23 protein-coding genes and 2 pseudogenes are annotated in these 22,294 nt (G+C 62.2%); 17 read left to right on the forward strand and 8 right to left on the reverse strand.

Features of this window, described 5'->3' with window-relative positions; genetic code table 11:
• Positions 1-22 precede the first annotated feature (22 nt).
• Both X760_RS68760 and X760_RS73915 read right to left on the reverse strand, forming a co-directional pair.
• Positions 23-679: a HupE/UreJ family protein gene (locus tag X760_RS68760; protein WP_023722119.1), complete on the reverse strand. Its 657-nt coding sequence runs from the start codon at positions 677-679 to the stop codon at positions 23-25.
• 129 nt (positions 680-808) lie between these two features.
• A complete protein-coding gene (locus X760_RS73915; protein ID WP_023722120.1) occupies positions 809-1,195 on the reverse strand; it encodes a hypothetical protein in 387 nt (128 codons plus the stop codon).
• A gap of 105 nt (positions 1,196-1,300) precedes the next feature.
• Here X760_RS73915 and X760_RS68765 point away from each other — a divergent pair, with 105 nt between their 5' ends.
• From X760_RS68765 to X760_RS77450, 10 genes and pseudogenes are all read left to right on the forward strand, one after another.
• Positions 1,301-1,582, forward strand: coding sequence for a metal-sensing transcriptional repressor (locus X760_RS68765; protein ID WP_023722121.1), 282 nt, complete (start codon positions 1,301-1,303; stop codon positions 1,580-1,582).
• Positions 1,583-1,590: 8 nt separating this feature from the next.
• Positions 1,591-2,931 (forward strand): cation diffusion facilitator family transporter, encoded by a 1,341-nt coding sequence (locus tag X760_RS68770; RefSeq protein WP_156948255.1) that lies wholly within the window; start codon positions 1,591-1,593, stop codon positions 2,929-2,931.
• A gap of 69 nt (positions 2,932-3,000) precedes the next feature.
• Complete coding sequence (locus tag X760_RS68775) at positions 3,001-4,323, forward strand: MFS transporter (RefSeq protein ID WP_023708305.1); 1,323 nt, start codon at positions 3,001-3,003, stop codon at positions 4,321-4,323.
• 9 nt (positions 4,324-4,332) lie between these two features.
• Positions 4,333-4,773, forward strand: a complete 441-nt coding sequence (locus tag X760_RS68780) for a YqaA family protein (protein WP_023722123.1) — start codon at positions 4,333-4,335, stop codon at positions 4,771-4,773.
• A 132-nt stretch (positions 4,774-4,905) separates the two neighbouring features.
• Complete coding sequence (locus X760_RS68785) at positions 4,906-6,468, forward strand: ABC transporter substrate-binding protein (RefSeq protein ID WP_023722124.1); 1,563 nt, start codon at positions 4,906-4,908, stop codon at positions 6,466-6,468.
• Between the two features lie 311 nt (positions 6,469-6,779).
• Entirely contained in the window at positions 6,780-7,409 is a 630-nt protein-coding gene (locus X760_RS68790) for an ABC transporter permease (RefSeq protein WP_023722126.1), read from the forward strand.
• Between the two features lie 4 nt (positions 7,410-7,413).
• Positions 7,414-8,325, forward strand: coding sequence for an ABC transporter permease (locus X760_RS68795; protein ID WP_023722127.1), 912 nt, complete (start codon positions 7,414-7,416; stop codon positions 8,323-8,325).
• On the forward strand, positions 8,322-9,335 hold the full coding sequence (locus tag X760_RS68800) for an ABC transporter ATP-binding protein (protein ID WP_023722128.1): 1,014 nt from the start codon (positions 8,322-8,324) through the stop codon (positions 9,333-9,335). Before X760_RS68795 ends, X760_RS68800 begins: the two co-directional genes overlap by 4 nt.
• Positions 9,328-10,311, forward strand: coding sequence for an ABC transporter ATP-binding protein (locus X760_RS68805; protein ID WP_023722129.1), 984 nt, complete (start codon positions 9,328-9,330; stop codon positions 10,309-10,311). Before X760_RS68800 ends, X760_RS68805 begins: the two co-directional genes overlap by 8 nt.
• A gap of 37 nt (positions 10,312-10,348) precedes the next feature.
• Positions 10,349-10,453, forward strand: a pseudogene (locus tag X760_RS77450) (DedA family protein); the annotation flags it as partial.
• A 222-nt stretch (positions 10,454-10,675) separates the two neighbouring features.
• Here X760_RS77450 and X760_RS68810 read toward each other — a convergent pair.
• From X760_RS68810 to X760_RS78355, 4 genes are all read right to left on the reverse strand, one after another.
• The gene (locus tag X760_RS68810) at positions 10,676-11,449 is read right to left on the reverse strand and encodes a sulfite exporter TauE/SafE family protein (RefSeq protein WP_023722131.1); all 774 of its coding nucleotides are present in this window, start codon (positions 11,447-11,449) and stop codon (positions 10,676-10,678) included.
• A 216-nt stretch (positions 11,450-11,665) separates the two neighbouring features.
• Positions 11,666-12,514: a DUF1259 domain-containing protein gene (locus tag X760_RS68815; RefSeq protein ID WP_245278731.1), complete on the reverse strand. Its 849-nt coding sequence runs from the start codon at positions 12,512-12,514 to the stop codon at positions 11,666-11,668.
• A gap of 78 nt (positions 12,515-12,592) precedes the next feature.
• Positions 12,593-12,820: a chromate resistance protein ChrB domain-containing protein gene (locus X760_RS78350; RefSeq protein ID WP_023722133.1), complete on the reverse strand. Its 228-nt coding sequence runs from the start codon at positions 12,818-12,820 to the stop codon at positions 12,593-12,595.
• Positions 12,817-13,062, reverse strand: a complete 246-nt coding sequence (locus tag X760_RS78355) for a chromate resistance protein ChrB domain-containing protein (protein WP_023722134.1) — start codon at positions 13,060-13,062, stop codon at positions 12,817-12,819. The genes X760_RS78350 and X760_RS78355 overlap by 4 nt, the downstream gene beginning before the upstream one ends.
• Before the next feature lie 125 nt (positions 13,063-13,187).
• On the opposite strand from X760_RS78355, the gene X760_RS68825 reads away from it, so the two are divergent.
• From X760_RS68825 to X760_RS68835, 3 genes and pseudogenes are all read left to right on the forward strand, one after another.
• Positions 13,188-14,165: a chromate resistance protein ChrB domain-containing protein gene (locus tag X760_RS68825; RefSeq protein WP_023722135.1), complete on the forward strand. Its 978-nt coding sequence runs from the start codon at positions 13,188-13,190 to the stop codon at positions 14,163-14,165.
• 9 nt (positions 14,166-14,174) lie between these two features.
• Positions 14,175-15,584: a chromate efflux transporter gene (gene chrA / locus X760_RS68830; protein ID WP_023722136.1), complete on the forward strand. Its 1,410-nt coding sequence runs from the start codon at positions 14,175-14,177 to the stop codon at positions 15,582-15,584.
• 102 nt (positions 15,585-15,686) lie between these two features.
• Positions 15,687-16,891 (forward strand): annotated as a pseudogene (locus X760_RS68835) (MFS transporter); the annotation flags it as partial.
• A 21-nt stretch (positions 16,892-16,912) separates the two neighbouring features.
• Here X760_RS68835 and X760_RS68840 read toward each other — a convergent pair.
• Both X760_RS68840 and X760_RS68845 read right to left on the reverse strand, forming a co-directional pair.
• On the reverse strand, positions 16,913-17,455 hold the full coding sequence (locus X760_RS68840) for a hypothetical protein (RefSeq protein ID WP_156948253.1): 543 nt from the start codon (positions 17,453-17,455) through the stop codon (positions 16,913-16,915).
• 351 nt (positions 17,456-17,806) lie between these two features.
• The gene (locus tag X760_RS68845) at positions 17,807-18,877 is read right to left on the reverse strand and encodes an NAD/NADP octopine/nopaline dehydrogenase family protein (RefSeq protein ID WP_023722140.1); all 1,071 of its coding nucleotides are present in this window, start codon (positions 18,875-18,877) and stop codon (positions 17,807-17,809) included.
• Positions 18,878-19,090: 213 nt separating this feature from the next.
• Between X760_RS68845 and X760_RS68850 the strand changes: the two genes are divergently transcribed.
• From X760_RS68850 to X760_RS68865, 4 genes are all read left to right on the forward strand, one after another.
• Positions 19,091-20,062, forward strand: coding sequence for a LysR family transcriptional regulator (locus tag X760_RS68850; RefSeq protein ID WP_023722141.1), 972 nt, complete (start codon positions 19,091-19,093; stop codon positions 20,060-20,062).
• On the forward strand, positions 20,059-21,528 hold the full coding sequence (locus tag X760_RS68855; protein WP_023722142.1) for an NAD(P)/FAD-dependent oxidoreductase: 1,470 nt from the start codon (positions 20,059-20,061) through the stop codon (positions 21,526-21,528). Before X760_RS68850 ends, X760_RS68855 begins: the two co-directional genes overlap by 4 nt.
• On the forward strand, positions 21,525-22,007 hold the full coding sequence (locus X760_RS68860) for a hypothetical protein (protein WP_023722143.1): 483 nt from the start codon (positions 21,525-21,527) through the stop codon (positions 22,005-22,007). Before X760_RS68855 ends, X760_RS68860 begins: the two co-directional genes overlap by 4 nt.
• A partial coding sequence (locus X760_RS68865; RefSeq protein ID WP_023722144.1) for a carboxymuconolactone decarboxylase family protein occupies positions 22,004-22,294 on the forward strand: 291 nt, incomplete at its 3' end. The genes X760_RS68860 and X760_RS68865, both read left to right, overlap by 4 nt.

Here is a 22,294-nt window from a genome sequence, read left to right on the forward strand (position 1 = left end):
TGTTGTACATGGTTTCGGTTCCTTATGCAGCGACGAACAGGCCAGTGAGCTGATATCCGATCAGCAGGAATCCGGCCGTCATCATGATGACGTTTGCCGTGTAGGCGTGGCGCCAGAAGCTTCGTGTCCGGCGCCAGTAGCCCATCACGATCAGGATGGCGCCAAGGGCCAAGAGCTGCCCGATCTCGACACCGACATTGAAGGCCAAAAGGTTGGGCACCAGGCCGTCCGACGAGATGTTGTATTCGATGATCTTCGTCGACAGGCCGAAACCATGGAAGAAGCCGAAGACCAGCGTCGCGATCTTGGTGTTCGGCTGGAAGCCGAGCCATCGCTGGAAAGCGCCCATATTGTCGAGCGCCTTGTAGACCACGGACAGGCCGATGATCGCGTCGATGATGTAGCTGTTGATGCCGACGTTGAAGTAGACGCCAAGCAGCATGGTCGTGGAGTGGCCGAGCGCAAACAGGCTGACATAGATGCCGATATGCTTCATCCGGTGGAGGAAGAAGATCACGCCGAACAGGAACAGGATGTGGTCGTATCCCGTCACCATGTGCTTGGCTCCGAGATAGATGAAGGGCAACACGTTGATGCCCGAGATTTCCTGGATGTAGCCCTTGTCGCCGGCAGCGACGGCATGGGCAAAGGCTACTCCGGTGAGCAGCGGCAGGGTCATGAGAGCGATAAGCAGGGGCAGGGCGGGTCGCCAACACGTGCGACGCGAGCCTGTCCGGCCCCGGTCGAAGGGTCCTTGCATAAGATTTCCAATCTTCGTCGTTGAGGGTGGCCGCGTGAGCGGCCGCGATCATGCGGCGAGGAATGGTCTCGGCGGTCGCTCAAGCCGGAATGTCGTGCCCGGATCGACGAAAGTCGGCGGATAATTCAGCCAGCCCCGTTCGACCTGCGGAAAGGTCGGTGCGAACCCGACAGGCGTGCTCGCTGTCTCGTGCGAATGGTCGGCCGCATCGTGCCCGTGAAAATGGCCAGCGCTCTGCTCGTCGGCTACGCCGTCATCATTTGCATGGTCATGATTTTCGATCTGCGCGGCGGCTTCAACTTGGCGCTCGATCGTGGCGGCGGCAAGTGCGACCGGATCGTGCGAGGCCGAATAGCCGACGGGGCGCAGCATGCCGAACGTCATCGCCAAGGCGATGACGAGACAAAAAACTGAGCTGTGGATCCGATTCGGCATGAACGGCGATTATTCTCCAAAATCCTAAGGAATGGTTGTTGCATGCACCAGAATCGAGGCCTCTTTGAGACTTGCATATCCCCTCCGGGAGGATAGTATCAACATATGAGCGGCCAACCCCACATCCACGAAACCCATCCCGATATCGTCAAGCGCCTGAAACGGGCCGGAGGACATCTCAAGGGCGTCATCGAAATGATCGAAGCGGGCCGGCCCTGCCTCGACCTCGCCCAGCAGCTTCATGCTGTCGAGAAGGCCATTTCGCAAGCCAAGAAGACCCTGATCCAGGATCATCTCAACCATTGCCTTGAAGATGTCGTCGGGCCGCTGGCACGCGAGCAGCGCCGTTCGATCGACGAGTTCAAGGATATCACCAAGTACCTGTGAGAAGCGCCATTATGGACAAAGTTCGCGACTGGTTTGGGTTTGGCCCGATGACGCGTGGCAAGGGCGGCCACGGACATGATCACGGTGATGGCGGCCATGGCCACACCCATGGCGTCATCGATCCGACGATCGCCACGACGACGCGCGGCATCTGGGCGATCAAATGGTCATTCGTCGTTCTGGCCATCACGGCAGCGCTCCAGCTCGTGGTCGTGTTCCTCTCCGGCAGCGTGGCGCTGCTGGCCGACACGATCCACAATGTCGGCGACGCGGCCACTGCCATTCCGCTGTGGATCGCGTTCGTGCTGGCCCGCCGCAAACCGAGCAAGACGTTCACCTACGGGCTGGGCCGGGTCGAGGACCTGGCCGGGATCGTCATCGTTCTCATCATCCTGTTCAGCGCCATCGTCGCCGGCTATGAGGCGATCGACAGGCTGATCAATCCGCGTCCCATCGCATTTCTTGGTTGGGTCGCCATAGCCGGCATCATCGGTTTCTTAGGCAACGAAGCCGTCGCTGTGTTCCGTATCCGGGTCGGCCGCGAGATCAACAGCGCGGCGCTGATCGCGGATGGCTACCATGCGCGCACCGACGGCTTTACCAGTCTGGCGGTTGTGCTGGGTGCTATCGGCGTATGGCTGGGGTTTCCGCTGGCCGATCCGATCATCGGGCTCTTGATCACGGTGGCCATCTTCGCGATCGTCTGGCAGTCTTCGAAGGCAGTCCTCACGCGCATGCTCGACGGTGTCGAGCCCGGCATCGTCGACGAAATCCATCATGCCGCCGAGCACGTGCCCGGTATCGAACGTGTCCAAAGCGTGCAGGCGCGCTGGATCGGCCACCGCCTGCATGCCGACGTTGCCATCAGTGTCGCCGACGCGGCGACGGCCAAGGATGTGCTGGGCGTCACCGAAGCCCTCAAGGAGGAACTGTTCGCCCACTTGCCGGCGTTGGCGGAAGCGAATGTGCGTCTGGAAAGCCCGGCCGGATCTGCCGAAAAGGGCACGGAACCCTCTCACGCTCATGGTCATCATGCGCCGGAGCCGTTCAAGGTCGACTGCGATCTGGCTGCGGGGACACTGGAGATCGTCGACACGCCTGCCGGCGAGCGGATGCGTCTGACGATCGACCGGCACGCCGACGATTTGACGGCGACGGTGATCATCGACCGGCCAGAGGGGCCGGAGACGTTGCACCTCGATCCTGTCGCCGACAATCATCATCGCCTTGAGAGCACGTTGGCCCCTGCCGAGCCGCATGAATTCGAGGCAAGACTGGTCCTGAAGGCCAAGGATCGCGAACAGGTGCTGCCGTTCAAGATGGTCGAACCCGAAGGCCACCATCACTGAGATCCGTGTGCCGGCTCGTACTCCGTCTCTGGCTCGACGAGCCGTCTCGAACTGCAAGAAGACAAAAATATGCTTCAGGTCTTGGCCAATCGCACCTACCGTCATCTCTTCCTGGCCCAGGTCATCGCCCTGATTGGCACTGGCCTTGCCACCGTGGCGCTCGGGCTGCTGGCCTATGACCTTGCCGGCGCCGATGCCGGCGCGGTGCTCGGCACGGCGCTCGCCATCAAGATGATCGCCTATGTCGGCGTGGCGCCTGTCGCCGCTGCGTTCGCCGAGCGCCTGCCGCGCCGCACCATGCTGGTTTCGCTCGACCTCATCAGGGCAGGGGTCGCCGTGTTCCTGCCCTTCGTCACCGAAGTCTGGCAGATATATCTTCTCATCTTCATCCTGCAGTCGGCGTCAGCAGGCTTCACCCCGACGTTCCAGGCTTCGATCCCTGACGTGCTGCCCAAAGAGAAGGACTACACACGGGCCTTGTCGCTCTCGCGACTGGCCTACGACCTGGAAAGCGTCGTCAGCCCCATCCTCGCGGCGGCGCTGCTTTCAGTCATAAGCTTCCATAGCCTGTTCGCCGGCACGGTTGTCGGGTTCCTGGCGTCAGCGGCTCTGGTCGTCTCTGTGGTTCTGCCCAGCCCGCAGCCCTCGGAGCCGCGCGGCATCTATGAACGCACGACGCGCGGGATCCGCATCTATCTGGCGACGCCGCGTTTGCGCGGCCTGCTGGCCCTTAATCTTGCCGTCGCGGCGGCCAGCGCCATGGTGATCGTCAACACGGTGGTCCTGGTGCAGGCGCAATTTGGCCTCTCCCAAACCGACACGGCGCTGGCGCTCGCAGCCTTTGGCGGTGGATCGATGATTGCAGCTCTTGCCCTGCCGCGGTTGCTTGAGAACGTACCGGACCGGGTTGCGATGCTCTCGGGCGCCGCGATACTGGTCGCCGGGGTGCTGATAGGGCCTCTCGCCAGCAGCTACTATCTGCTGCTGCCGCTCTGGTTCGTGCTCGGGCTCGGCTATTCACTGGCGCAGACGCCAACGGGCAGATTGATCAGGCGTTCCGCCGATGCCGTCGATCGGCCCGCTCTGTTTGCCGCTCAATTCGCACTGTCTCATGCCTGCTGGCTGATCACCTATCCGATTGCCGGCCGCGTCGGGGCGGCAATGGGATTGCCCTTCACATTCATTCTGCTTGGCGTCATGGGCGCCGCCGCCCTGATTGCCGCGATCTGGCTGTGGCCGAAACACGATCCGGACGTGCTTGTGCACACGCATGTCGATCTGCCCAAAGACGACCGGCACATCGGCGACGCGGTATGGTCGGAAGCAGGCTATGAGCATTCGCATGGTTACGTTGTCGATGATCGGCACCCGCAATGGCCAAAAGCAAGTTGAGCGCCCGGCATGCCTGGCGATCTCGCCGTCTATGGCGGTCTTTTTCTGACCGCGTTCGTGGCGGCTACAATCCTGCCGATGCAATCAGAAGCAGCCCTTGCGGGACTGCTTCTGACGGAAAGCTATGCTCCGGCTCTGCTCATCGTCTCCGCAAGCGCAGGCAATGTGCTCGGCTCGATCGTCAATTGGTGGCTTGGCCGGGGCGTCGATCACTTTCGCGACCGCAAATGGTTCCCGGTGAAGCCCTCCGCACTGACGCGCGCGACGCGATGGTACCAGCGCTATGGACGATGGTCGCTGCTGTTGAGCTGGCTGCCCCTCGTCGGCGATCCGCTGACGATCGTGGCGGGCGTCCTGCGGGAGCCGTTCTGGAGCTTCCTCGTGATCGTCACGATCGCGAAGGTTGGCCGCTACCTAGCGCTCGCGGCGGTGACACTGAGCTGGATGTAGCGGCTCATGGCAACACATTCGCGACCATCGCTTCCGACCTTTCTCTTGAGCCGACGCAGACCGAATAAGTATAGACATATCGCATATCCGAGTTAGCATGATTCAAAATCAATCAAAAAATGGGGAACTGACATGATCACTCTCGACCGCCGCAATTTCCTTGTTTCCACTGCCGGACTTGCCTTCGCCGCCGCGCTGCCACGCAGCGCCTTCTCCGAAACCAACGACACGCTGAAGATTGCCATCGCCGCGGAGACCGGCGATCTCGATTTGCTGCAGAACGTGTCGACGCTGAGCACCTACACCATCGTCTTCGATGCGCTGATCCACTACGGCCAGAACGGCGCGCTTGAGCCGGGACTTGCCACCAAATGGACTGTCGCGGACGATCAGTTGTCAATCGCTTTCGATCTGCGTGAAGGCGTGACTTTCAGCGACGGCACACCGTTTGACTCGGCTGCGGCCGAATGGAACCTCAAGCGCTGGTTGGGGGTGAGCGACTTTTCATGGATCGGCATCTCCGACGCTTTCGATAGCATCGTCACCGATGGACCGAACAAGTTGACGGTCAAGCTGAAGCGGCCAGTGCCGGCGGCACTGCTTGAACTCACCATCGTGCGGCCCGTCCGTTTCCTGTCGCCCAAGGCGGTCGACAAGGATGGCAAGCAGACGGCGCCGATCGGCACCGGACCGTGGATCGTCGAAAAATACGATTCGAGCGGCACCACCCTCATTCGCAACGACAAATACTGGGGCGAGAAGCCGCTCTTCAGCCGCATGGAATTGAAGGTGGTTCCGGACGAACTCGCTCGCGCCAATGGTCTGCGCTCAGGCGACCTCGATGTCATCGGTGGCGACTGGGTGGCGACGCTGTCGCCGCGCCGCGCTCGCGCACTGGAAAGCGACGGCATGAAGGTCGTGGCCGAACCGGGCACGGCGACGATGCTGCTCGGCTATTCGCCGAAGTCGAAGATCATCGCGGACAAGGCCGTCCGTGACGCCGTCTATGCATCGGTCGACCGGGCGGCGATCGCCAAGGTGCTGTTCGAGGGCTTTGCCGACCCGGCCGCCGATCTGTTCCCGGCGAACGTGCCTTCCTCGGGCAAGCGGCATGACGTGCCGGTGCGCGACGTGGCGGCGGCCAAGAAGATCCTTGCCGATGGCGGCTGGGTCGACAGCGGTGGTGCCTGGACCAAGGCCGGCTCTCCACTGACCATCGATTTTCTCGTTTCCGAAGAGTCCCTGCCGGGATCGCGGCGCATCGCCGAAATGATCCAGGGTCAATTGTCCGAGGTCGGTTTCCAGGTCCAAGTCTCCTCGGTGGACAATGCCACCATGCATGAACGGCGTCCGGCCTTCGACTATGATCTCGCTTTCTTCACCACCTATGGCGCTCCCTATGACCCTCACGGGACCCTTGGCAATGCCTTCGTCTCGACGGCGGACAGCGGGCCTGACGGCAAGATCTATGTCTCGGACGCGCTCGACGGCGTAGTCAAGGCTGCGCTCGAGGCGAGCGGCGCCGAACGCGACCTGAAGATGCAGGCTCTCTACGATTGGCTGCACGACAACACCGCCATCTGTCCGCTTGTCGTCAGCCAGCGGCTGTGGGCTCACAATCCGCGCGCAGAGAACTTCTCGCTTCCGGCGACTGACTACGACTTGCCGTTCAAGGCGATCACGCTGAAGGCCTGAAGACTTCGAGCCCGAGTGAGGCCTGACGATGAAACGCACGATCCTGCGACGGATGCTGCTTGCCTGCCTTTTGATCCTGGCGGCATCCGCGCTGACATTCGCCCTGGTTGCGGCGGCTCCGGGCAATGTTGCGGCGCTCATTGCCGAGCGTGCGGCAGGTCCTGGCGCTGACGCGCAAATGATCGCCAAGATTGGCAACGAGCTCGGTCTCTACGACCCGTTGCCGATCCGCTACGGACGCTGGCTTTCCGGCGCGCTGGCCGGGGATTTCGGCATCTCACTGCGAACGGGAAAGCCGATCTCGTCGGAGTTTGCCGCCCGCATCNGGCATTCTCGCCTTCATTTTCTCGATCGCGCTCGGCATTGCCGGCGCCGTCAGCAATGGTGGCGTGATGGACAGGTTCCTCCATGCATTTTCGCTGATCGGCGCGTCGACCCCGAACTTCTTCGTGGCGGCGCTGCTGGTCATCGTGTTTTCGGTGATGCTGGGCTGGGTACCCACCTTCGGGACCAGCGGCTTCACCTCATGGCTTCTGCCGTGGGTGACGATCGCGCTGTTCCCGGCCTCCGTTCTCAGCCGCGTCGTTCGGGTCAACCTCCAGGAAGCGATGTCGCGGCCGTTTGCGACAACCGGCTTCGCCAAGGGCTATACCAGAACGCAGGTGCTGCTGCGCGAGGCGCTGCCCAACATCGCCATTCCGTTCCTGACGACATTCGGCGCGCAATTCACGCTGATGATCATCGGATCGATCGTCGTCGAGACGGTATTTGCATTGCGCGGCGTCGGTGCCTTTTTCATCGAGGCGATCCGCTTCCGCGACTTCATCGGCATGCAGTCGGTGCTGCTGCTGTTTGTCGTCTTCTTCGTCATGGTCAATTTCATCGTCGACATGATTTGCATCGTCGCGGATCCGCGAATGCGCCGGGCGCGGGGAGCATGAGGCGATGAACATTTCCGCTATCAGGGACATCAAGGACTGGCCGTGGCTGGTGCTGCTCCCCGTAATCGGCTTTGTGCTGATCGGCATCTTCGCTCCTGCTATCATGCCTTACGATCCAAGTGCGCAGGACTATTCGGCGACACTGGAGGGCATGAGCTGGAACCACTGGCTCGGCACCGACTATCTCGGCCGAGACGTCTTCAGCCGCATCGTCGGTGGCGCCCGCATTTCCCTGGTGGCGATGGTGATCGTGCTTGTGGCCGCGTTGGCGATCGGGGTCACGATCGGCTCCTTCGCCGGCTATGTCGGCGGCCGTGTCGAGCTCGTCCTTATCAGCATCATCGATATTGCGCTGGCACTTCCGAGCCTGGTGATCGCGCTGGCGTTGATCGGCATTCTGGGCACCGGCTACTGGTCGATGATAACGGCGCTCACCCTGGCGTGGTGGGCGAACTATGCCCGCATGAGCCGCGCCGTCGTCACCGCCGAGCTGCAGCAGCCCTATATCGAGGCGGCCCGCGTGATGGGCGCCGGCCATCTGTGGATTTTTGTTCGCCATATCCTGCCGCATGTGCTTGCCCTCGTCGTGGTCTATGCAAGCGCCGACGCCGGCGCTCTTGTGCTGGCCATCGCCACGCTCAGCTTTCTCGGACTTGGCGTCGCACCGCCGACACCGGAATGGGGCCAGATGCTGGTCGACGGCATGAGCTACATCGAGGAGGTGCCGCGCCTCGTCGTGCTGCCCGGTCTGGCGCTGACGCTGGTCGTGGTCAGCTTTAACCTTCTGGGCGAAGCCTTCGCATTGCAAAAGGTGCCGCGGCCGGTTCGCGGCGCGACGTTGCGCAGACGCCGAAGGGCGCGCGCTCGCGAAGAAGCCGAGCGTAACGCCGTCGAAACGGGAACGACTTCAGCATGAGCGACGCTCAGCCAATCTATTCGATCGAAGATTTGGTCATCGACCTCTACGCCACCACCGTTTCTGTGCGGGCGGTGGACGGGGTGTCGTTCAACGTCCGTCCCGGAGAAACGGTCGCGGTCGTCGGCGAAAGCGGTTCGGGAAAGACCGTAATGACGCTCGGTCCGCTCGGCCTGCTGCCCGAGGGCGTGACCGTGGACATGAAAGGGTCGGCGCGAGCCGACGGAAGCGAACTGCTCAGCATCGGTTCCCGGCAATTGTCGGACCTGCGCGGGCGCTATTTCGGCGTGATTTTCCAGGACCCGATGAGCGCGTTGAACCCGATGCTGAAAATCGGCCCGCAGCTGGCACGCCAGGCGCGCCGTTTCGCTGGCCTGTCGCATGAGGCAGCGCGCAAGGAAGCGGTCTCGCTTCTGGCGCGCTCCGGCATCCCGGACCCCGAGGATCGCTATAACCGCTATCCGCACGAAATGTCGGGCGGCATGCTGCAACGCGCGATGATCGCGCTGGCGCTGGCGGCCCGGCCGCGCGTGCTGATCGCAGACGAGCCGACCACGGCGCTGGACGCCACGGTCCAGGCGCAAATCCTGGAGCTCATCCGTCAGATCCAGCGCGAGGATGGCATCGCGGTCGTGCTGATCACGCACGATATCGGCGTGGTCGCTTCCGTCGCCGATCGCGTCATCGTGCTTTACGCCGGCCAGGTGGCGGAGGAGGGGACGGCGATGGATGTGCTGACCCGGCCAGTCCATCCCTATACGCGCGGGCTGCTCGCATCGGTGCCGGATTTTCGCGCCGACGAACGCGCGGCGACCCGCGAGATACCTGGCCTGCCGCCAAACCAGATCAGGCTGGAACCGGGTTGCCGGTTTGCCGAGCGCTGCGAACTGGTCGAAGCCGGTTGCCGGCAGCACCGGCCGCCGCTGCAGACGATATCCGCGTCGACGAGCCCGCACCGTGTGGCTTGCCCGGTCGTGCTGAAACGAGAGGGGATCGCCGTCCATGTCTGATGCCGCGGCGATCGAGGTCAGGGGATTGAAGGTGCATTTCGCCAACCGTTCGGGTGCCGGCGCGGTGCGGGCGGTCGATGGCATAGACCTGACGGTCGCGCGTGGCGCGTTCCACGGCATCGTCGGCGAGTCCGGCTGCGGCAAGACCACGCTGGCCCGTACCATCGTCGGTTTGCAGAAGGAGAGCGAAGGCACCGTGCTGATTGGAGGAAGGAATCGCGCCGAATGGCTGAAATCGGACAGGAAGTCGTTCAGCCGCGAAGTCCAGTTCGTCTTCCAGGACCCGTTGGGGTCGATGAGCCGCCGCCAGTCCGTCTACCAGACACTGGAGGAGCCGCTGCAGATCCATCGCTTCGGTTCATCAGTCGAGCGCCGGCGCCGCATCGCCGAGCTTCTGGATCTGGTTGCGCTGCCTGAGACGGTGCTCGACCGTTTGCCAAGGTCGCTCTCGGGTGGCCAGCGGCAGCGCGTTTCGATTGCGCGCGCGCTTGCGCTGAAGCCGTCCATACTGGTCTGCGACGAACCGCTCAGCGCGCTCGACGTTTCGATCCGGGCGCAGATCGTTAACCTGTTCACGTCGCTGCAGAAGCAGCTTGGTCTGACCATTGTCATTGTCGCGCATGATCTGGCGATCGTGCGCGAGGTCTGCTCGGACGTGACGGTGATGTATCTCGGCCGCATCTCGGAAGCTGGCGTGACCCGGCCATTATTTCGCGAGCCGGCCCATCCCTACAGCCAAGCGCTGCTGTCGGCTGTTCCTTCTCCCGATCCTCGCATCGAAGCCGGGCGCCGCCGGATCATTCTCGCCGGCGATCCGCCAAGTCCCAGCGCGCCGCCTCCGGGGTGCCGGTTCAACACGCGCTGTCCGGTGGCGATCGATGTCTGCCGGGTCGAGGAACCGATGCTGCGATCGGTGCCGCATGGCGGCGTTGCAGCCTGTCATCTGGCCGATAGCGGCCGCCGCCCGGTTATCTGAAAAGATGGCGTTTCTGCCCCCAACGCGTTTCGCGAGGCTGACCGTCATTGCCGGTGTCCTGCGCGAGCTTTTTTTGCTGGTCACTGCCGCCAAGGTTGGCCGTTATCTTGTTCTTGCCGCCGTGACGCTGAGCGTCATCTGACCTCGCGAAGCTTCTCCAACCTGAGCGGGTTAGGCCCGACTGGTTCGAAGGAGCCAGCCCAAGAGCCACGTCTGATACAGGCGGTCGGGAAGCCTAGCCTTTCTTGACGGCGACCTTGTCAAGGGGCCGCGCGCAGTCCTTTCGCCAGCTGCTGCGCGTCGCGGGACCGGCCAACCAAGCTAAGGCACAGCGCGCGAAGGGCTTCAGCCAACGTCGACATTGTTAAGACATTCCTGTGGCCGCGCGCCAGGCCTGCACAACAAAGCTGTGCTGGTTCCAGACCATCAGCGCTCCACTGACAGCCATGAGCGCGACCACAAGGCCGCGGAACTGTCGTCCACTCAGGCGCTCGAGCCAGCGCTTGGCCAGCAGATTGGCAAGCGCAGCGCCCAAACCCGCGGCTGCGCCGTACATGGCCGCCTGACCCCCGAGCGCGCCAAGTCCGGTGAATACCGCGATCTTGACGACATCGGTCACAAACGAGTTCACCGATTTCGTGGCGACCAACGTCTCCTTCTCCGAACCGTAGTTCAGATAGAGCGAATTCAAGACGGGTCCCACCGTGCCCATCAGCGCCGACAACAGCGCGACGATCAGGCCGGCCGGGAGGAACCACCAGCGGCGGGCTCGGTAGCTCCGCTCGCGCGCCCCGCCGCGAAATTCCCAGACTGCACTGATCAGATAGATCCCTATGAGTATCTGGAGCCATTCCGCCCGACTGTTGGCGAAGAGCCAGGAGCCCGCAGCGGCACCGGCGATGGCGCCGGGCAGGTACCAACGGACGAGGCTCCAATCGATGTCGCGCCGGAAGGCCAGGGCGCGGATGGGATTGCCGATGAGCTCGGTCAAGGTGATGACCGGCGCAACCGCCGCGCTCCCTGTGATGAAAGTCACGGCGGGGATCAGCAATAGACCTCCGCCTCCGGCCGAGAGGGTGTTCAGCGTCCAGGTGAGGAACCCCGCCAACGCCAGGAGGCCTAGTCTAATCCAGTCCATCGGATCAGAACGAAGCGGGCCTCCGATCGTTCCGAACGCATCGGTTCGCAAAAACCCGGCCCGCCTTTTGAGTCTCGTGTGCGGTGGAAAGGCGATCTCCGGCGGAATGCTGGTGGCAGAAAGACGCCCTGCCAGAGAACAATTCCCGAGGCGGCGGGAAGAAGGCCGGCGATCGCTCCGAGCCGGCCGAACTCCGCCGTTGGACGGGCCACCAATCTAGCTCTTCTTGACGGCGACCTTGTCGAGGGCTGCGCGCAGGCCTTTCGCCAGCTTCTGCACATCGTCGTTCGCCCAGAAATGCATGAAGAAGAGCCGCGGCTGCTCATCGAGCATGTGGCTATGCAGTGCGGTGATCTCGATGCCGTTGTCCTGCATGGCTTTGATAACCAGATTGACCTCCTTTGCGGTCAGCACAAAATCTCCCGTGATCGCCGCCTTGCCGCCACCTGTCGATTGGAAGTTGATCGCTATTGCCGAGCCCATGGCCGCCGGCACTTCCATTCCATTTTCCTCGACCGGCTTAGCGCGCGGGATCGTGAACTGGTAGATCGCGCCATTGGCTTTGCCCTTATAACCGATGGTTTGGTCGACACCGGCTGCGTCGAAGTCGATCTGCGGAGCGGCTTGCGGCTGGGCGCCGCCTCCCATCGGTGTTTTGCTCAGCGCCAATCCGGCATGAAGCGCTGTGGCGAGCGTAACCGGGTCGCCCTGGCCGAACACGTGCATGTAGAGCGTCATCGGCTCCGCGCGCAGCAGGTGGTTGTGCACCGCGGTGATCTCGATCCCGCCTTCTTCCAACTTCTTCATGACCGGGTTCACCTCGTCCTGCGTCAGAACGATGTCGCCCATGACCATAGTCTGATTTCCCATGGGTTCGAACGCGACCCAGCCTCCGAGCGCAAAGCCGGGTTTCAGGGCCACGCCGTCGAGCGACACCTTCAGGTCCGTTCGTGGCAAGCCCACTCGATAGACGCCATCAGGCGTCTCTGCTCCGGATTTGCCGAGCGCCTTTGCGATTGTTTGCCAATCGGGTGCCGCCGATGCCGGTTGGAGCAGCGCCGACATCGCGATCAGCATTGCTCCGGTCACGAGTTTTGCATGCATGGGGTTTCTCCTTGTGATCTGCCCCCATTGCCCAATTCGTCATGCGGCTGCTGGCTTCGTGGCGGGAGGCCAGCTGTGCGTTTCCGCTTTGCGGCCCGAAGCCCACGCGTAGAGCGCGTCATAGATGACGAAGCCGTGGTTCAGCACCTCATGGTCGTCGGGCGTCAGGTCCCGCAGACCCATGGAGATCGCCAGCAACCCGGCCGATTGCGGCGTCAGGTCATGCCGGTCGGTGTCGGCACCGCGCACGATCGCGGCAATGGTCACGATCGCCGGGTGCGCTCGAGGCCGTATTTCGAGACGAAGGTGTCGACACTGCAGCCGTCGCCGACATGCGTGAATTCGACGCCGGGCACGTCATACGGCGTAGCGCCCGTCTCCTGTGCAACCCGGATCACCTGATCGGGTGGCACGAACAGGAATTCGGACTCCTTGTCGATGAAGCGGGCGATCAGCCAGGGGCAGGCAATGCGGTCGATGACCGGACGTTCGCGGGTAACCCATTTCACGGCCTTGTCTCCCTTGATTTGGCAACAAGCCCAGGCGGCCCACTGCCATAAGGAGGTCAACGCTACGCCCGAATGTGAAATGATACAAGTGTTGCATTTATTTGTGCACGTGATACGGTTCACTTATGAGTGAGGGGGAAACGACGGAACAGCGCTGGCTGCTCCTTATCCATCGGCTGCCGAGCAAGCCGGCCTATTTCCGGGTGAAGATCTGGCGGCGGCTGCAAGGCATCGGCGCGGTCGCGGTGAAAAGCACCGTCTATGCACTGCCGGCCAATGCCGAGACGCAGGAGGATTTCGAGTGGCTCCTGAAGGAGATCGTCGCGGGTGGTGGCGAGGCGATGGTGTGCGAGGCGCGTCTCGTCGACGGGCTGTCGGATGCCCAGGTCCAGGCGCTGTTCGATGCGGCGCGTGATGCCGACTATGCGGAGATCGCCAAAGAAGCGCGTGGTCTCGCCGCCGAGATCGGCGCGAACGCTGCGCCGGAGAAACGTGTGGAGACGCGGCCGCAGCTCAACCGAATGCGCAAGCGGGTCGCCGAAGTGGACACGATCGATTTTTTCGGCGCTACCGGTCGCCTCGCGGTTGAGGGGTTGCTCGCCGAGCTCGAAACGCATGTCGTGGAGGACCAGCCCATGACCGAGGAGTCGAAGGCGGCTGAGCCGATCACGGACCTCAAGGGCCGGATCTGGGTGACACGCCGTGACGTGCATATCGACCGGATTGCCTGCAGCTGGCTGATCCGCCGCTTCATTGATCCAGACGCCGTCATCCGCTTCGTCCCGGGCAAGAGCTATGCGGCGAAGCCGAGAGAGCTGCGCTTTGATATGTTTGACGGTGAGGTCACCCATGAGGGCGACCGCTGCAGCTTCGAGGTGCTGCTCACCCGGGCCGGGCTTGACGACCCGGCGCTGCAGGCCATCGCCGAGATCGTCCATGATATCGACCTCAAGGACGGCAAGTTCGGGCGCGACGAGACGACGGGCATTGCCAGCCTAATCGCGGGCATCGCCATGACGAATAAGGGCGACGAGCAGCGGATCGCGCAGGGCGGCCCGGTCTTCGACAATCTCTACCAGTATTTCCGCCAGAAGCGCGGGTGAGGGGAACCAATGACCAGCGTCCATGCCGTCCATCCGAATGCGCTGGGGGATGAACCTTCGCATTGCATCCCCTTCCGCGAAGCAGTGCGGGTCTGGGCGCGAGTCGCTGCGTTGAGTTTTGGTGGCCCGGCCGGCCAGATCGCGGTAATGCATCGCATCCTCGTTGAGGAGAAGCGCTGGATCGGCGAGACGCGGTTCCTGCATGCGCTGAACTACTGCATGCTGCTGCCAGGACCGGAGGCCCAGCAGCTCGCCGTCTACATCGGGTGGCTCCTGCATAAAACCCGAGGCGGGCTCGTGGCCGGCACGCTGTTCGTACTGCCGGGCGTCATCGCCATCATGGCGCTGAGCTGGATCTATGCGATTTTAGGCAATGTCGGCGCGGTGCAGGCGCTTTTCTTCGGCCTGAAGGCCGCTGTCCTCGCCATCGTGCTCGAGGCGGTTATCCGGGTCGGCAAGCGAGCGCTCAAGAACAAGGTCATGACAGGCCTCGCCGCCGCCGCCTTTATCGGGCTCTTCCTGTTCCATCTCCCGTTCCCGCTCATTGTCCTGACGGCCGGAGTGATCGGGTACGTCGGCGGGCGGGCCGGGCTGGCAGCGTTCATGGCGGGCAACGGCCATGGCAAGGTCGGCGGCAAGCAGGTCGCCGACGCGGAATCGGCGCTCGGCGAAGGCATTCCTGCCCATGCTCGCCCGCCGGTCAGCTGGTCGTTGAAGATCGGAGGTGTGTTTCTGGTGCTATGGCTGGCACCTGTCCTCGGCCTTTTCGTGCTGTTCGGGTCCGGCAATGTCTTCGCCGATATCGCGGTCTTTTTCTCGAAGATGGCGGTCGTGACCTTCGGAGGCGCCTACGCCGTCCTTGCTTACGTGGCGCAGCAGGCTGTCGATACATATGGCTGGCTGAAGCCAGGCGAGATGCTGGACGGCCTCGGCATGGCGGAGACGACGCCTGGCCCCTTGATCATGGTGACCCAGTTCGTCGGCTTCATGGGCGCGTATCGAGCGCCGGGATCGCTTAATCCGCTGCTCGCCGGAACGCTGGGCGGCCTGCTCACCACCTGGGTCACCTTCACACCTTGCTTCCTCTGGATATTTGTCGGTGCGCCGTTCGTGGAAACGCTGCGCAGCAACAAGGCCTTGTCCGCCGCGCTGGCGACCATAACGGCAGCCGTGGTGGGCGTGATCCTGAACCTGGCAGTGTGGTTCGCGCTTCACGTTCTGTTTGGAGCACTGCGCGAGGTCAAAGGGTTCGGCATGACGGTCGATGTGCCCGCATTCAGCTCTGTCAACATCCCGTCGCTTGTCCTGACATTAGGTGCGCTGCTAGCGGTGTTTCGCTTCAAGATCGGCATGCTCCCGGTGCTCGCCGGCTGTTCGATCCTCGGGCTGCTCTACGGGATGGCGACGGGAGCGATCTAAGCCGTGCAGCCAGCGCCGCTTACCAGTGGTGAGGAGGCATCGTTGACATTACAGTGGCTCGCGCACGGTTTGCGCAAAGCTATTCCGAAGCGGCGCTTCAGGCTGCTTCCTGCCGGTGCTGAGCCGACTGTTGCGAACCTGCTGACATCGAGGGGACTGCGGGCGTTCGGTGACGGTGTGGTCAGCATCCTGCTTCCCGCCTACCTGGCCACGCTCGGCTTCGACGCCTTCGAGATCGGAACCCTGTCGACGGCGACGCTCGCGGGCTCAGCCGTCCTCACCCTGGCTGTTGGATCGTCGCGCATCGCTTCTCCCGTCGAGCGCTGCTGACCGCAGCGGCTGTCCTGATGATAGCCACGGGTATCGTCTTCGCTGTCGTTCACGACTTCTGGCCGCTGCTTCTCATCGCGTTCGTCGGCACGCTGAACCCATCTTCAGGGGACGTCAGCGTGTTTCTACCGCTCGAACATGCGCAGCTTGCGCAGAACGTCACCGACCGCGGCCGCACGGCGCTCTTTGCGCGCTACAGCCTCATCGGCTCTCTCGCCGGCGCCGTCGGGGCGCTGGCCGCCGGAGCGCCCGACTTTCTCCGCGACGCCATCGGCCTGGAAATGAAGCAGGCCCTCCAGGCAGCTTTTCTATTTTATGCCTCGCTTGGGTTGGCGGCGGTGCTCCTCTATCGGCGGCGGCCGAGTGACGCGCCTGGCGCAAACAGAGTGTCGGCACAGCCATTGCGCAGGTCTCGCTCCATCATTCTAACGCTCGCCGCGCTCTTCAGCCTCGATGCTTTCGCAGGCGGCTTCGTCGTCCAGTCGTTGTTGGCCCTCTGGCTCTTTCAACGGTTCGGCCTGTCGCTCCCCGCGACCGGCGCAATCTTTTTCTGGACGGGTGTCCTTTCGGCTGCGTCCTATTTGGTCGCTGTGCGAATTTCCCAGCAGATCGGACTCATAAACACGATGGTGTTTACGCACCTTCCGTCGAGCCTCTGTCTGGTGCTCATCCCCTTCATGCCGAGCGTCGCTCCGGCGATCGCTCTTTTGCTGATTAGAAGCGCGCTGTCGCAGATGGACGTGCCGACCCGCACATCGTACGTCATGGCCGTGGTGACGCCCGAAGTGCGGGCTGCCGCGGCGAGCATCACCGCCGTCCCCCGCAGCCTCGCGGCGGCCGCCAGTCCAGTCCTCGCAGGGGCTCTCCTTGCCGTCTCCAGCTTCGGCTGGCCCCTGATCATCGCCGGTGGGCTGAAAATTATCTACGATCTCCTGCTGCTCGCGACGTTCCGCAATGTTCGCCCTCCAGGGGAGCACGGGGGCGGGAGGAATGACATGTCAGTCGGCCATGATCGAACTGGCAACGACGCGCGGGTTTCCTGGTGGCGTTGAAGGCAGGACCACCAGCCGGACAAATTGCTTACGTCCGCCGGCAACGAGGATGTAGAGACGCGAGAACTCCTCCGTATCGCGATCATCGGCAATCTTCTCGGCATCCGTACGGGTGAAGAAACTCTTCCGAAATGCCTCATGATCGATATCGGGAAATGCCAGCGTACACGTCTGCACCGGTTTGCCACTCATCGTTGCCTTGGTGGTGCCGATGATGGTTCCTGCTGGCAATCCTTCCTCCGCTTCGGCCACCAGCCATGCCTCCACTGAGGTTGGATTAGCGATTGGCGCGAGTTCGGCGAAGCCTGCTTCGGCAATAAGTGTCCACCTGCGTTCGTGCGCGGTCTCTATCATGCGCTCGAAATTGGGACCCTCGGCCAGACAGGTACGGTGAAATTGTTCGACAGCCTGATCCGCATCACTGGCGGCCTGCGCCGGCGAGATCGTCAGACCCAAGATGGTCCCTGCCAACGCTAGAAATCGGAACATGTCTATCTCGCGTAGCTGATTGTGGACGAACCACTTATCCTGAACGGGCTACGACACTCGTTGTTCCGGACTGTCGGCGCCTGCATGGCTTGATGGAGGCGCGAAGCGCCTGCGCAGTTGATGCAATGTTCAGGCATCTGGCAACTGATGGAACCATGCCGCTCTGGGTTTCGATGACGGACCCTGCTACAGACCCACTCACACCGCCGGGCGGGACCATTTGATCTCGTGCTGAGTTCCTGGAGACATCTCCCGGCGCTCGCCGAGGAACCTGCATGTCGTGCTCGCCGGCAACCAGCCCCGGTGGTTTTTCGGGCACTTGGCCTATGTCCCAGTCCACTGTGAAACTTGTTAAAATCCGTTACGGCAAAGGTTTTCGAGGTCCGCTTTTGCCATTCCCTCGAAGCCCAGCGCGGGAAGAATATCATTATCTCCCTTAAGATCGCGACCGTAAGCCGCCGAGAATATGGCAATTCCAGATTCATGGAGAATCGCCGAATTTCCGCTGATCTTCCCCAACAAAACGGTCGGCAGCAGCCCGAACGGAACGTCCTCGAGAATATAGCGACTTTCGATAGTTGACGGGCCGAAGCCGCCGCGGCCTTGGCGATCCATCTCCTGGTTCATTTCCGAAACGGTGCCCATAGGGACGTGAAACGACAATGAAAAATGCTCTTCAACTGTGCGCACGGCAATTCCAAAACGGGCGGCGATCGCCAATCGTTCCGCGTCCAGAGCCTCGATAAAGCGGCCGACAGCCGGGGTGACGTTTCCGGCCTGGCTCCACTGTTCTCCCTTCTCCATGCGTGTGAGATTAAGAAGAGCGATCCCGAGATGGTTCTGCGGATTGAGGTTGCTGAGCGCGATAGCAAGCATGCCGTCGCGCTTGACGAAACGATCGCCGAACAAGCTCGTGCAAAGCTCGAACCCTTGGTCCTGAGCACTGAAAGGCAGCGTCGCGACATCCAGTTTCTGGCGAACGGTTGCAACATCGATTTCGGCTGGCCCGCGCTGTTGCCCGGTCACGAGCGTGGTACCCCAGACGACGATCGGCAGGCTAACCTTCCGGTCCGCAAGCCGCTTGGAGAGATACAGTGCCCCAAAGGAACTGTGCGAGCTGATGATAACCGGCGTTCCGTCCCTTAGATAAGGAGTGGCAGCGTCCATCACCATCTTGTGCCCGTAAGCCGGCAACGCGATTATGACGACGTCGGCATCGGCAATGGCGTCTTCGCAATCCTTGGCGATGCGCACCTTAGTCGTTGCCTTGATAGCTCCGGTAGCCTTCAGCAATCCACCGGCGGCCAGCGCCTTGGTGCGTTCTCCGGAAGGCGACCAAAGCATAGGGTCATGTCCCGCTTCGGCCAGAAAGGCGGCAAGGCCGTAAGCAATCGCTCCGGCGCCAAGAATGCTTACGCGCATAAATTCCCTCCTGTTGCGGGCAATGCAGCCTCCATTTCTCACTAGGAGGTTCCACAAATCGGAGCCGCATCTGCCATCGTCGGCTTCTGGCGATGGGATTCCGGCCTGAGCCCGCGATTGCAACATGCCTCAGCGAATATTCGTTTCCGCTTGACATATATCAAAAATGAATGAGACGATGTCAATCATATGGATTGCGCATGTAGAGAGAACATGGAAACCCGCGACCTTCAGAGCTTCCTTGCGGTTGCTGCCAGCGGCAGCATTACCAAGGCGGCTGACATGCTCGGTCGTTCCCAACCTGCAGTGACACGCACCATTCAGGATCTCGAGGCAGAGCTCGGCTTCGAATTGCTGCACCGTGTCGGTCGGCGGGTGCAGTTGTCCGAGGAGGGTGTGGCCTTCGAGGAGGAGGCGCGGCGCTTGCTGATGTCCTTCACCGAGCTAGCCGCGCGGGCCAAGATGATTGCCGCCGGCAGAGGGCGGATCCTGCAGATTGTTACCACCTCCGCGATCGGTACTGGCTTGATCCCGACGGCCATGGCCGAACTCAAAGGTGTCGAACTTCCGCACGAGACGCATCTGGGGCAGTTTCTCCCCTCGATCGTCGCCCAGGAGGTGCGCAGCGGACGTGCCGAGATCGGGTTTTCGAGCCTGCCGCTCGATACGCCCGGTCTGGATGTCCTGCGGCTCTATTCAGCGCCTGATGTTGCTGCCGTGCGGGAGGACGATCCGCTGGCTGAACTTGACGTCATACCGCTTTCCGCTTTTGCCGGTCGCCGCGTCGCCACATTGCTCAACCCCCTACGTTTCCAGTTGCATGTCTCCAAGGCATTGGCGGCCAGGGGCATCGACACCGGGCCAGTGATCCGGACGAATACTGCTTATGGCGCGTTGCAGATCGTTCGGCGGACTGGCGTTGCGGCTGTGATTGATCCCCTCACCGCCTATGGCGTGGCCCTGCCTGGGGTCGTCATTCGCCCGATCGACGTGACCGTTCTTTTCTATTGGGGCGTTGTGGCTGCCGAGAAACGCCCCCTTCGTCCAGTTGCGCAGGCGTTGATGGATGCGGTCGAAGCGGTGGCTGAACGGTCGATCGTCGGCTTCAAGAAACTAGATCCGGCCCTCGCTGGCCAATTGGTGAACGATCCGGCATCCGACACAAATCACGGAACGGGAATATGAAGCATACCCCTGCCGCGCCAACGTCGACAGGTCTTGCTGCGCTCGAAGCACAGCTCGCGCAGGATCTCGACTTTCTCGAACTGCCCGCCAAGCCATGGGTTCCCGCGCGTTCGCACGATGGCGTGCCGATCCGTGATGTCGTGGTGATCGGCGCCGGCATGTGCGGACTTGCTGCCACGGCAAAGCTGGTGCTGACCGGGATAACCAATGTCGTGGCCTATGATGCGGCTCCGGCCGGGCGCGAGGGACCATGGGTAACCTTTGCTCGCATGCAAACGCTCCGGTCGCCGAAAACCCTGCATGGTCCGTCGCTCGGCCTGCCGCAATTGACGTTCCGCGCCTGGTTCACGGCGCAATGGGGCGTTGAGGCGTGGCGGTCGCTGGACAAAATCCCCAAGAGCCAGTGGATGGACTACCTGGTCTGGTACCGCAAGGTTCTCGGTCTGCCGGTGCGCAACAGCGTGCGCATGACCGGACTGGCACCCGTTGGAGATCTGATTGCGATCGATATCCAGGGCGCGGAGACTGGCCGGGTCCTCACCCGTCGTCTCGTTCTGGCCACTGGTCGGTCCGGGTTGGGCGGTTTTGCCGTGCCCGATTTCCTCAGCGGCATCGATCGCGCCTATTGGGCCCATTCTGCCGACGACATCGATTTCGATGCGCTGAAAGGCAAGCGTGTGGCGGTGATCGGCGCCGGTGCCTCTTCCATGGATAATGCCGCAACGGCACTCGAGGCGGGAGCCGGCTGTGTTGACATGTTGATCCGGCGCAAGGAAATGCCGCGCATCAACAAGCTGACCGGCATAGGCAGCCCGGGTGTCGTACTCGGCATGCATCACTTGCCGGATGCCTGGAAGTGGAAATTCTTCGATTATACCGCCTCGACCCAGACACCGCCGCCGCGTTCATCGACACTCCGCGTGTCTCGCCATTCGAATGCTCGGTTCCTTCTCGACTGCGGCATAGTTGCGGTGAAGGAGGAGGCAGGGACCCTGCTGGTGGAAACCACGCAGGGACCGTTGCGCTACGACTTCCTGATCGCGGCGACCGGCTTTTCAAATGACTTCGACGGCCGCCCGGAATTCGCGGCGATCGCCCCACATATCCGCACCTGGTCGGATGGCCGATATAGGCCGGATATGGGGCCCGGTCGTGCAGGTATGTCGGACGCGCCGGATCTCGGTCCGGCCTTCGAGTTTCGCGAACGCGTCCCCGGCTCCTGCCCGATGCTGGCGCATATCCACTGCTTCAACGACGCCGCCATGCTGACCCATGGCAAGGTCTCCGGCGATATCCCGGCCGTCAGCGCCGGGGCCGACCGTCTGGTCCGCGGCATTGCCGCATCGCTGTTTGCCGAGGATGTCGAAACCCACTTCGCCAATCTGATCGCCTACGACACGCCGGAACTTCTGGGCGACGAATGGGTCGATTCAACTCCCTTGCTGCAGAAGGAGGCCGCGTTGTGATCGACGCGATGGACAAGGCTGCCGGCCTTTCACCGGATGATACCCTTTTCGCCGCAAGGCGGTTTCGGCTCGAATTCGTGCGAGGGGCAGAAGAATGTCGCCTCTCGGTGCTGCACCCGGCAACCGATCAGGGGCTGGCGCCGAATTTGCGTGTTGCTCTTGCCCGTCGCATGGCCGCCCTGAACGCCGATCCGGTCCTGGTGGCCGAATATGATGTGCAGCTGGCTCAGCTTGGTCCGACCGAGCAGCTTCTGGCCTTGGCCCAGGGGGAAACGGATTTGAATGAACCCCTGGCGACCATCGTTCGTCATGTTGACCTGATCACCCTGACGCCGAAAAAGGCGGAAGCGAGCCATATCGCTCTCCTGGAGAAGGCTGGATTGAACAATCCTCAGATCGTCGCGCTCTCCGAGCTAATCGCTTTTGTCAACTTCCAGACACGGGTGGCGACCGGCTTGCGCCTGATGAGGTCGGCATGATTTCCTCTGTTCGCCTGAAGCCGCTCAATTGGCATCCCCACATCGCACCGGTCGAGCTCTCCGAGGCCACGCCGGAACAGCTCGAAGCGATGAAGGTTACGCCATCGGCCAAGAAAGTTTCGGAGTATGTGCGCACCCTTGTGCATGATCCCGAGAGCTATCTTGCCCGCACCGTCTTGTTCAACGCGATCATGTATGTCGAAGGCGGGCTCGCCCGTCGCGACCGCGAACTTGGCGCATTGGGTGCCTCGATCGTCAATGGCTGCAAATTCTGCGCCGTTGTTCAC

Origin of the sequence: Mesorhizobium sp. LSHC420B00 (assembly GCF_000503055.1) — a bacterium.
GTDB lineage: Bacteria > Pseudomonadota > Alphaproteobacteria > Rhizobiales > Rhizobiaceae > Mesorhizobium.

Bases quoted from the DNA above. Each gene is read 5' to 3' on its own strand.
- X760_RS68760 (WP_023722119.1), bottom strand. From the start codon at position 679: ATGACCCTGCCGCTGCTCACCGGAGTAGCCTTTGCCCATGCCGTCGCT.
- X760_RS68815 (WP_245278731.1), bottom strand. From the start codon at position 12,514: ATGTCGGCGCTGCTCCAACCGGCATCGGCGGCACCCGATTGGCAAACA.
- X760_RS68850 (WP_023722141.1), top strand. From the start codon at position 19,091: ATGGAAACCCGCGACCTTCAGAGCTTCCTTGCGGTTGCTGCCAGCGGC.
- X760_RS68785 (WP_023722124.1), top strand. From the start codon at position 4,906: ATGATCACTCTCGACCGCCGCAATTTCCTTGTTTCCACTGCCGGACTT.
- X760_RS73915 (WP_023722120.1), bottom strand. From the start codon at position 1,195: ATGCCGAATCGGATCCACAGCTCAGTTTTTTGTCTCGTCATCGCCTTG.
- X760_RS68800 (WP_023722128.1), top strand. From the start codon at position 8,322: ATGAGCGACGCTCAGCCAATCTATTCGATCGAAGATTTGGTCATCGAC.
- X760_RS68855 (WP_023722142.1), top strand. From the start codon at position 20,059: ATGAAGCATACCCCTGCCGCGCCAACGTCGACAGGTCTTGCTGCGCTC.
- X760_RS68810 (WP_023722131.1), bottom strand. From the start codon at position 11,449: ATGGACTGGATTAGACTAGGCCTCCTGGCGTTGGCGGGGTTCCTCACC.
- X760_RS68780 (WP_023722123.1), top strand. From the start codon at position 4,333: ATGCCTGGCGATCTCGCCGTCTATGGCGGTCTTTTTCTGACCGCGTTC.
- X760_RS68825 (WP_023722135.1), top strand. From the start codon at position 13,188: ATGAGTGAGGGGGAAACGACGGAACAGCGCTGGCTGCTCCTTATCCAT.
- X760_RS68840 (WP_156948253.1), bottom strand. From the start codon at position 17,455: ATGTTCCGATTTCTAGCGTTGGCAGGGACCATCTTGGGTCTGACGATC.
- X760_RS68805 (WP_023722129.1), top strand. From the start codon at position 9,328: ATGTCTGATGCCGCGGCGATCGAGGTCAGGGGATTGAAGGTGCATTTC.
- X760_RS68765 (WP_023722121.1), top strand. From the start codon at position 1,301: ATGAGCGGCCAACCCCACATCCACGAAACCCATCCCGATATCGTCAAG.
- chrA (WP_023722136.1), top strand. From the start codon at position 14,175: ATGACCAGCGTCCATGCCGTCCATCCGAATGCGCTGGGGGATGAACCT.
- X760_RS68775 (WP_023708305.1), top strand. From the start codon at position 3,001: ATGCTTCAGGTCTTGGCCAATCGCACCTACCGTCATCTCTTCCTGGCC.
- X760_RS68795 (WP_023722127.1), top strand. From the start codon at position 7,414: ATGAACATTTCCGCTATCAGGGACATCAAGGACTGGCCGTGGCTGGTG.
- X760_RS68845 (WP_023722140.1), bottom strand. From the start codon at position 18,877: ATGCGCGTAAGCATTCTTGGCGCCGGAGCGATTGCTTACGGCCTTGCC.